Origin of the sequence: Aeromonas bestiarum (genome assembly GCF_000819745.1) — a bacterium.
In the GTDB taxonomy this organism is placed as follows: domain Bacteria; phylum Pseudomonadota; class Gammaproteobacteria; order Enterobacterales; family Aeromonadaceae; genus Aeromonas; species Aeromonas bestiarum.
On record NZ_CDDA01000010.1, the window covers coordinates 88,427 to 98,275 of the forward strand.

At 62.6% G+C, this 9,849-nt stretch carries 7 protein-coding genes; all 7 read right to left on the reverse strand.

The genetic code is table 11. The features are described 5' to 3' along the window. Window positions 1–73: 73 nt before the first annotated feature. The 7 genes from BN1118_RS05930 to BN1118_RS05960 all read right to left on the reverse strand — a co-directional run bounded on the left by BN1118_RS05930 (window position 74) and on the right by BN1118_RS05960 (window position 9,784). Window positions 74–1,237, reverse strand: coding sequence for a phosphoglycerate kinase (locus tag BN1118_RS05930; protein ID WP_005318809.1), 1,164 nt, complete (start codon window positions 1,235–1,237; stop codon window positions 74–76). A 61-nt stretch (window positions 1,238–1,298) separates the two neighbouring features. Further along, on the reverse strand, window positions 1,299–2,309 hold the full coding sequence (gene epd, locus BN1118_RS05935; protein WP_043142216.1) for an erythrose-4-phosphate dehydrogenase: 1,011 nt from the start codon (window positions 2,307–2,309) through the stop codon (window positions 1,299–1,301). 46 nt (window positions 2,310–2,355) lie between these two features. Continuing rightward, window positions 2,356–3,285, reverse strand: coding sequence for an ROK family protein (locus BN1118_RS05940; protein WP_043554986.1), 930 nt, complete (start codon window positions 3,283–3,285; stop codon window positions 2,356–2,358). Window positions 3,286–3,489: 204 nt separating this feature from the next. Further along, on the reverse strand, window positions 3,490–4,557 hold the full coding sequence (hemE, locus tag BN1118_RS05945; protein WP_043554988.1) for a uroporphyrinogen decarboxylase: 1,068 nt from the start codon (window positions 4,555–4,557) through the stop codon (window positions 3,490–3,492). Window positions 4,558–4,713: 156 nt separating this feature from the next. After that, a complete protein-coding gene (nudC, locus tag BN1118_RS05950; protein WP_043554989.1) occupies window positions 4,714–5,493 on the reverse strand; it encodes an NAD(+) diphosphatase in 780 nt (259 codons plus the stop codon). A 202-nt stretch (window positions 5,494–5,695) separates the two neighbouring features. Further along, on the reverse strand, window positions 5,696–8,860 hold the full coding sequence (gene putA / locus BN1118_RS05955) for a bifunctional proline dehydrogenase/L-glutamate gamma-semialdehyde dehydrogenase PutA (RefSeq protein WP_043142225.1): 3,165 nt from the start codon (window positions 8,858–8,860) through the stop codon (window positions 5,696–5,698). 318 nt (window positions 8,861–9,178) lie between these two features. After that, on the reverse strand, window positions 9,179–9,784 hold the full coding sequence (locus BN1118_RS05960; RefSeq protein ID WP_043554990.1) for a TIGR04211 family SH3 domain-containing protein: 606 nt from the start codon (window positions 9,782–9,784) through the stop codon (window positions 9,179–9,181). Window positions 9,785–9,849: the final 65 nt, after the last annotated feature.

A 9,849-nucleotide genomic window follows, 5' to 3' on the forward strand; every position in this document is an offset into this window, starting at 1 on the left:
GGTTCATCATGAACCGGCACAGCGGCCACATGATAAACGAAACGGGAGGCTTTTGCCCCCCGTCTCGGGTCAATTAGGCTTTGGCGCGCTGTTCCAGCATCGCAACAGCCGGCAGTACCTTGCCTTCTACAAACTCCAGGAAGGCGCCGCCGCCGGTGGAGATGTAGGAGACTTTGTCGGCGATGCCGAACTTGTCGATGGCGGCCAGGGTGTCACCACCACCAGCGATGGAGAAGGCCGGAGAAGCAGCGATGGCTTCGGCGATCACCTTGGTGCCTGCGGAGAACTGGTCGAACTCGAACACGCCGACCGGGCCGTTCCACAGAATGGTCTTGGCGTTCATGATGATGTCGGCCAGGGCCTTGGCAGAGTCAGGGCCGATGTCGAAGATCATGTCGCCGTCGGTCACGTCGGAGACGGACTTGATGGTGGCCGGAGTGGACTCGGAGAACTCGGTACCCACGACCACGTCTGTGGTGACCGGAATGTTGGTCTCGGCGGCCAGTTTCTTGGCGGTGTCGAGCAGGTCGTGTTCACACAGGGACTTGCCGACGTTGTGACCGGCAGCTGCGATGAAGGTGTTGGCGATGCCACCACCGACCACCAGCTGGTCAGCAATCTTGGAGAGGGATTCCAGTACGGTCAGCTTGGTGGAGACCTTGGAGCCGCCCACGATGGCAACCATCGGACGCTCGGGCTTGAGCATGGCTTTGCCCAGGGCTTCCAGTTCACCGGCCAGCAGGGGGCCTGCACAGGCGATCGGGGCAAATTGAGCCACACCGTAGGTAGAACCTTCGGCGCGGTGAGCAGTACCGAATGCATCCATTACAAAGACGTCACACAGGGCGGCGTATTTTTTGGCCAGCTCTTCGGTGTTTTTCTTCTCGCCTTTGTTGAAACGGCAGTTTTCCAGCACAACCAGCTCACCGGCGGCGACATCTACGCCATCCAGGTAATCCTTGGCCAGGCGGACCGGGCAGGACAGAGCGTCTTTCAGATAGTTGACAACCGGAGCCAGGGAGAACTCTTCGTTGTATTCACCCTCGGTCGGGCGACCCAGGTGGGAGGTGATCATCAGCTTGGCGCCCTTTTCCAGAGCCAGCTTGATGGTCGGCAGCGTCGCCACGATACGTGCGTCGGAAGTGACCTTGCCGTCTTTTACCGGTACGTTCAGGTCAGCACGGATCAGAACGCGTTTACCCGCCAGATCCAGGTCGGTCATCTTGATAACAGACATATTCAGTCCTCTATATTTTCAGGTAATGTTAAAAACAGTAACCTTGCGCCCGTTCAGGCTCTCAGCCTGCGGCCATCATGGCCCGGGTGGTATCCAGCATACGGTTGGCGAAGCCCCATTCGTTATCGCACCACATCAACATCTTGACGAGGTTGGCATCGCTGACCCGGGTCTGGGTACCATCAATGATGCAGGAGTGTGCATCATGATTGAAGTCTACGGAGACCAATGGCTCTTCCGTGTAATCCAGAATACCGCTTAATGTACCTCTGGACGCCCGTTGCAGGGCTTGATTTACGTCAGTAACCGTCACTTTTTTACGAACAGTAATACTGAGATCCATTGCGGTTACGTTGATGGTCGGCACCCGTACCGCGATCGCCTCGAACTTGCCGGCGAAGTGGGGGAGGATTCGCTCCAACCCCTTTGCCAGCTTGGTATCCACCGGAATGATGGACTGGCTGGCAGCACGGGTTCGACGCAAGTCGCTGTGGTAGGCATCGATGACTTGCTGATCATGCATGGCCGAATGAATTGTCGTAATAGTACCACAATTTATCTCGAATTCTCGATGCAATGTTTCGATGACGGGCACCACGCAGTTGGTGGTACAGGAGGCGTTGGAGACGATCCGCTCCCTTCCTGTCAGCACCTGATGGTTCACCCCGTAGACGATGGTCGCATCTACATCCGCATCCGCCGGATGGGAGAACAAGACCTTGCCCGCCCCCGCTCCCAGGTGACGCTCGGCATCGGCCCGCGAGCCAAATACCCCGGTGCAGTCCAGCACCACATCCACCCCCAGCGCCCGCCACGGCAGGTTGGCAGGATCCCGCTCGGCGAACAGTGAGATGAGATCCTCCCCCACCAGCATGCTGCTGCCAGCCAGCTGCACCGGATACCGGAAGCGGCCGTGGCTGGTGTCGAAACGGGTGAGGTGCACCATGGCCTCGGGCGCCGCCAGCTCGTTGATGGCAACTATCTTGATGGTCTGATCGCGCCCGCTTTCATAGAGGGCGCGCAACACGTTGCGGCCGATCCGCCCGTAACCATTGATGGCAATCTTGATCATGGAAAAAGTGTGTCCTTAGCGACGGCAAAGAGGGCAGATGGATGGCTCACGACAGCAGGGCATCCTGGAATACGCCACGAGCCAGCAAGGCGGCCCCGAACACCCCGGCGCTATCCCCCAGGGCAGGAGCAATAATGGGGGTCGCGAAGCGGGGATTAAAGAGGAAGGGCAAAATTGTCTGCCGCCCGGCGCTGTAGAGACTCTGCACATTGCCAACCCCGCCACCGATGACGATCACATCCGGATCCAGAATGTTGACCACGTTGGCCAGCGCCTGACCAAACAGCAGGTGCAGTCTGTCTATGGTGAGCTTGGCCACGTGATCGTGGGCGCTGGCCGCCGCAATCTGGGCCAGCGACAGATGACGCTTGGCCTTGGCCTGATACCAGGCTTCCAGCGCGGGGCCGCTGATGAAGGTCTCGACGCAGCCGCGCTTGCCGCAGTAGCACTCGGGCCCGTCGGGGGAGAGCACGTTGTGGCCCCACTCCCCGGCGATACCGTGGTGGCCGTTGAGGATCTGGCCATTGATGACGATGCCGGAGCCGACCCCGGTGCCCATTATGATGCCGAACACCACGCGTGCAGAGGGATGGTGCTGGCGCACCGCCCCCAGGTGGGTCTCCGCCAGCGCGAAGCAGTTGGCGTCGTTGGCGATCAGCACGGGCACGCCCAGCCTGCGCTCCAGATCTTCCTTGAACGGCTTGTCGTTGAGTTCTGTGGTGTTGCAGTTCTTCATCAGCCCGGTCTGGGGATCCCGCGCCCCCGGCGTTCCCATGCCCAGCACGGTCGGCCGCTGACCCAGCCTGGCGGCGCACTCGTCCACCAGTTTGGCGATCTGGCCGATCATGTGCTGATAGCCGCCTTGGCGCTCGGTGGGGATGCGATGACGCAGCAGCACCTCGTCGCCATCGAGCACCACGCATTCACACTTGGTACCACCGAGATCTATGCCCCAATCCAGTGACTTCTTGCTCATCTTGCCTCCTGCCATGACCAAGGATGCTGCCGCGAGGACGCTACGTTTCCGCCTCAGCTGCGACCGCCCATCTTGCTCTTCATTTATCCGCGAGTGTGGCGCAGTGTAACCCGAGCCGGGGCCGGGATGCAGCCCCAAACCAGGGCGGACCGGATAACAAAACGGGGCCCGCAGGCCCCGTTCTCACTGTGCTTTTCACCGGTCTCAGCGACCGTGGTACTGAGCCGACAGCTCGTGCACCGCATTGACGAAGACGCCGGCGTGCTCGGGATCCACGTCCTGATGGATGCCGTGGCCCAGGTTGAAGACGTGGCCGTTGCCGCTGCCAAAGCCCGCCAAGATGGTGGCGACCTCTTCGCGAATGCGCGCTGGCGCGGCATAGAGCATGGAGGGATCCATGTTGCCCTGCAGTGCCACCTTGTCACCGACCCGGCGCTTGGCATCCGCTATGTCTATGGTCCAGTCCAGTCCCAGCGCATCGCAACCTGTGGCGGCGATCTGCTCAAGCCACTGGCCGCCGTTCTTGGTGAACAGGGTGACTGGCACGCGGCGGCCCTCATTTTCACGGATCAGACCATCGACGATCTTGTGCATGTACTGCAGGGAGAAGTCGCGGTAATCCCGCGGGGTCAGCACGCCACCCCAGGTGTCGAACACCATGACAGACTGGGCGCCGGCCTTGATCTGGGCATTCAGATAACTGATCACGCTGTCCGCCAGCTTGTCCAGCAGCAGGTGCAATGTCATGGGCTCTGCATACATCATCTGCTTGATCTTGGTGAAGGCCTTGGAGCTGCCCCCCTCCACCATGTAGGTTGCCAGGGTCCAGGGGCTGCCGGAGAAACCGATCAGCGGCACTTCGCCCTTGAGCTCGCGGCGTATGGTGCGCACCGCGTTCATCACGTAGCCGAGCTCGTCTTCCGGATCCGGGATGGGCAGCGCCTGCACGTCGGCCATGGATTTGATGGGGCGCTCGAAGCGCGGGCCTTCGCCGTGTTCGAAGTAGAGGCCCAGCCCCATGGCGTCGGGCACGGTCAGGATGTCGGAGAAGAGGATGGCGGCATCGAGCGGATAGCGGCGCAGCGGCTGCAGGGTGACTTCACAGGCCAGCTCGGCGTTGCGGCACAGGGACATGAAGTCCCCCGCGACGGCGCGGGTCGCCTTGTATTCCGGCAGGTAGCGGCCGGCCTGGCGCATCATCCATACCGGGGTCATGTCCACTTCCTGGCGCAGCAGGGCACGCAGGTATCGATCGTTCTTCAGCTCTTTCATCCCAGTTCCTGAGTTCATATCCAGCATAAAATGGCGGATATGATACCACTTTGTGCGCGGCGGCGGACGGCCCAAACGCGCCGCAGGGCCGCCGGAGTGCAAAGATGTGAAGGGGCGCAAACAAGCGCCCCGTTTTTTGCCGGGCTCAACCCGACCTCAGCCAGCCTCGTCCAGACTCTGCTCGATCAGGCGCCGCGCTATGGTGCCGTGGGGCGGCAGCCGTGGCAGCGCATCGGCCTCGAAGAAATCGGCCGCCACCAGCTCTTCATCCTGCACCCGGATCTCGCCGCTCTCGTAGTCGGCGGTGAAGCCCATCATCAGGCTGTGGGGGAAGGGCCAGGGCTGGCTCGCCACGTAGCGCACGTTGCGCACCCGGATGCCGCTCTCCTCGAACACCTCCCGCGCCACGCACTGCTCCAGATTCTCACCCGCCTCCACGAAGCCGGCCAGCACGGTATACATGGGATCGTCCGCCTGATAGTGACGGCGATGGGCCGCCAGCAGGATCGCCGGCCCCTTGCGCACCGCCACTATGATGCAGGGGGAGATGCGCGGGTAGACGACGTGACCCTGCCGGCACATCTGTGCCCACTCCCCGCTCTTGGGCGCCATGGGGGCGCCGCACTCGCCGCAGAAGCGATGGCTGCGGCGGAAGGTGGCCAGCTGCCAGGCTCGGCCCCCAAGGCGAAAACCCTCTTCATCGCCGGCCACCATCAGCTGGCGCAGCGGCATGAACCGACTGAGGTCGGCCTCAGTCCCCAGATCCAGCAGATAACAGGGCAAGCCGTCCCATTCGTCAAAATGCTCAAAGGTGGCGGATTGCAGATGGGCGGGCAGGCTGGCGCGGGGGCCTTGTGGAATGCGCCCCTGTTCATCCAGCAGGACGAGGTGATCGCCCCCCAGCACGAACCAGCGGGCCTGTTCGGTTAATGGCATCAGATGAACACTCTTGTTGCGATGTCAGATGAGAATGGCTTGCCCGGCATGATGCACAGGACGCGGCCCGGTGAAAAGTGACGAGTCGCGACCATATTACGACCGCATGGGCCCGCTGGCGACCCCAAGATGGCAGCCCAAAGGGCAAGGTAGTGCCAATAGAAAGGCCGCCCGCAGGCGGCCTGATGTTGGTCACGGTCGATCAGGCGTCGCCCATCGCCAGCAGGGAGGCGTTGCCGCCCACCGCCGTGGTGTTGATGGTGCGGGTCTTCTCGGTCACAAAGCGACTCAGGTAATGGGGGCCGCCCGCCTTGGGGCCTGTGCCGGAGAGGCCCTGCCCACCGAACGGCTGCACCCCGACCATGGCGCCTATCTGGTTGCGGTTGATGTAGACGTTGCCCACGTTGATGCGGCTGGCCAGCTCCTCGGCATGGGATTCGTTGCGGCTGTGGATCCCCAGCGTCAGGCCGTAGCCGGTGCCGTTGATATCCGCGATCACAGTGTCCAGCTCCTTGGCGGCGTAGCGCACCACGTGCAGGATGGGGCCGAACTGCTCCTTCACCAGCTCGCGGATGGAGCCGATTTCCAGCGCGGTCGGCTGCACGAAGTGGCCCGCCAGCGTTGCGGATGGCATGGGGGCCTGAGCGATCAGACGTGAGCGCGGGATCATGTGCACCAGGTGCGCATCCAGCCCGGCCTTGGCCTCGGCATCGATGACCGGGCCCACATCGGTATTGTGTTCGGCCGGGTTGCCCACTTTCAGCTCCTGCAGCGCACCGGTCAGGATCTCCAGCACCCGCGGCGCTATCTCCTCCTGCAGGTAGAGCACCCGCAGGGCGGAGCAGCGCTGGCCGGCGCTCTGGAAGGCGGCGCTCACCACGTCGCGCACCACCTGCTCAGGCAGGGCGGTGGAGTCGACTATCATGGCGTTCTGACCGCCGGTCTCGGCGATGAGCGGCAGTATGGCGCCATCGCGCTGGGCCAGGGTCATGTTGATCAGCTTTGCGGTCTCGGTGGAGCCGGTGAAGCAGACGCCGCCGATGCGGGCATCCGCCGTCAGCTTGGCGCCCACGGTGGCGCCGTCACCCGGCAGCAGTTGCAGCACGTCACCGGGAATGCCGGCCTGATGGGCCAGGGTCACCGCCAGGTGGGCGATGAGACCGGTCTGCTCCGCCGGTTTGGCGATGACGGTGTTGCCGGTGGCCAGCGCCGCGGCGATTTGACCGAGGAAGATGGCCAGCGGGAAGTTCCACGGGCTGATGCAGACAAAGACGCCACGGCCCTGCAGGAACAGCTCGTTCTGCTCACCCGTGTAGCCGGGCAGCAGGGTCGCCTGCCCCATCAGGCCACGGGCCTGCACCGCGTAGTAGCGGCAGAAGTCCACCGCCTCGCGCACCTCGTCGATGCCGTCCTGCAGCAGCTTGCCCGCCTCGCGGGTACACAAGGAGATGAACTGCTCGCGGTTCGCTTCCAGCAAATCCGCCAGCTTCTCCAGCGCGGCGGCGCGCTCGCTCACCGGCGTCTCGCGCCAGCGCGGGAAGGCGGCATGGGCCGAGGCCAGCGCCTGCTCCACCGCCTGCTCGTCGGCCCAGTGGATCTTGCCCACTAGCTGGCTCACGTCCTGCGGGCTCAGCACGGTACGGGCCTCGCTGCGCTTGAGGGTCTCCCCATCGACTATGGGGCCGGCCAGCCACTGCTTGCTCTCCAGCTCCTTCAGCTTGGCGAAGAAGGGGCGCTGGATGGAGACTATGTTCATGTTGACGCCGCTGGAGTTCTTGCGATCGGTGAACAGGTTCACCGGCTGCGGAATGCGGTCATTGGCCAGGCTGCCATAGCGCTTCAGGGTGCGCAGCGGGTGCTCGGCCAGGCTGTCCACCGGGGTGTTGGGATCCACCAGCTTGTGGACGAAGGAGGTGTTGGCCCCGTTCTCCAGCAGGCGGCGCACCAGATAGGGCAGCAGATCCTTGTGGGCACCGACCGGCGCATAGATGCGGCAGTGCAGGCCGGGACATTCGCTGAGCACGGCGTTGTGCAGCTCCTCCCCCATGCCGTGCAGGCGCTGGAATTCAAACTGGCGATCGCCGGCCATCTCCAGGATGCTGACCACTGTATTGGCGTTATGGGTGGCAAACTGGGGCGAGATGAAGCCGCGGGTCGGTTCGCTCAGCAGGTAGCGGGCGCAGGCGAGGTAGGAGATGTCGGTACCCGCCTTGCGGGTAAACAGCGGATAGCCGGGCAGACCGGCCTGCTGGGCATATTTCAGCTCGCTGTCCCAGTAAGCTCCTTTCACCAAGCGAACCGGGATCAGATCCCCCTGCTCGCGGGCCAGCCCGGTCAACCAGCAGAGCACAGGCAGGGCACGCTTGGAGTAGGCCTGCACCACCATGCCGAGCTTGCCCCAGCCACGGTTGGCCTCGGAGCGATAGAGCTGCTCGAACAGGTCCAGCGACAGCTCGAGGCGGTCCATCTCCTCGGCATCTATGCTGATGGCCACGTCCTTGTCACGGGCCAGACGCACCAGCCCCACCAGTCGCTCGCTCATCTCGCCGAGCACCCGCTCGCGGTTCGCCACGTCATAGCGCGGATGCAGCGCCGACAGCTTGATGGAGATGGAGGGGGCCGGGCCGCCGTCGCTGATGCGCTCATTGCCGACCGCCTCGATGGCGCGCTGGTAGTCGCCGAAATACTTGTCCGCATCGGCCAGGGTCAGGGCGGACTCCCCCAGCATGTCATAGGTGTGGGTGTAACCCTTCTCCCGGGACTTGCGGCTCGCCTTCAGCGCCTCCTTCATGTCGCGCCCCAGCACGAACTGCTTGCCCATGATCTTCATGGCGGCGTACATGGCGGAGCGCACCACGGGCTCGCCCAGCTTGTTGACCATGCGACCCAGCATGTTGGCCGGATTGCCGTCCAGCTTCTTGTCCAGCTTGATGATCTTGCCGGTCAGCATCAGGCCCCAGGTGGAGGCGTTGACCAGGGTGGAGTCGCTCTTGCGAAAATGGGACGACCAGTTGGCGCCGGAGAGCTTGTCCTTGATCAGGGCGTCGGCGGTCTCGGCATCGGGAATGCGCAGCAGGGCCTCGGCCAGGCACATCAGTATGATCCCCTCCTGGGTGTCCAGGCTGTACTCCTGCAGGAAGGCGTCTATGCCATCGCCGGAGCCACTCTCCTTGCGTACCTTGGTCACCAGGGTACGAGCACGCTGGGTCACCCGCTCCAGCGAGGCGCCATCCCCCGGCAACATGGCAGAGAGCTCCGCCAGATAGGCGTTTTCATCCACCACGTAATTCTGGGTGATGGCTTCGCGCAGGGCGGCCAGATCGGAGGGAAGGTAGTCAGCTGCAAGAACTTGAGTGGCTTTGAACATATGGGGTCTTCCTGTACGCCCGCAGGCTATATCGACGAAGGCGGCCGTGCCGCCGAAACGCCGACAATGTATACAATATCGACCCATAGATGAAATGAAATTGTTGCCTGATATTAACAAATATCGCTGATTGGCTCATTTGGCGCACATTAAAGCCGGGAGCTGGCGAGGTGGGCAATTTCATCGCCTTATTTTGTATACAATTTTATGCGGAGCAAAAAAGAAGGGTCGCTATTGCGACCCTTCTTCATCCGACCGACAGAAACGGTCCGTTTGTCCTGCATTCACCACGACTGCAACACCGGGGCAGAACCTGGATCAGTTCATCCAGCGCTCGCCGCGGCTGCGACGACGGGGCAGCATGGGGAGCAGGATACCGAGCAGTATGCCGCCGCCCACCATGGCACCACCGCGGATGAACCAGTCCATCTGCATGTCGTGCTCCTGGTTGTCATAGCTCTGGGTCAGGGCGTCGTTCTGCTCCTTTAGGTTCCCCATCTCCTCGCTCTGGCTGGCGAGCTGGGCCTTCAGGCTGGCGATCTCCTTGCTCTGCTCGGCGATCTTGCCATCCTTCTCGGTGAAGCGTTTCTCGTTGTCACCGTTGAGGTTCTGCAGGCGAGCCTTGAGCTCCTCCAGCTCCTTCTGGACCTGGGGCAGCCGCTCGCGCAGGCTGATCTCGCCCTGCAGCTCGCTGTTCTTGATCCAGCCATCGCGGCCACGACCGTCCACCACCTGGGTGAAGCCGGCCTCGTTGTTCACCGCCTTTACTTCCAGCGGTTCACCAGCCTTGACGCTGCCGAGGATCCGGTACTGGGTACCCGGACCATTGTGGATAAAGGTAAAGATGTTGTCTGAGACATAACGGGTATCGGCCAGTGCCTGTTGGGCACACAAGCAGATCAGGATCCCGAGAAGGGCGCGCATGGTCGATCGATTCTCTTCATTTGGTTAGGTGACTGGCCGAATGTTAAGGCTCTGTCCCAGTTATG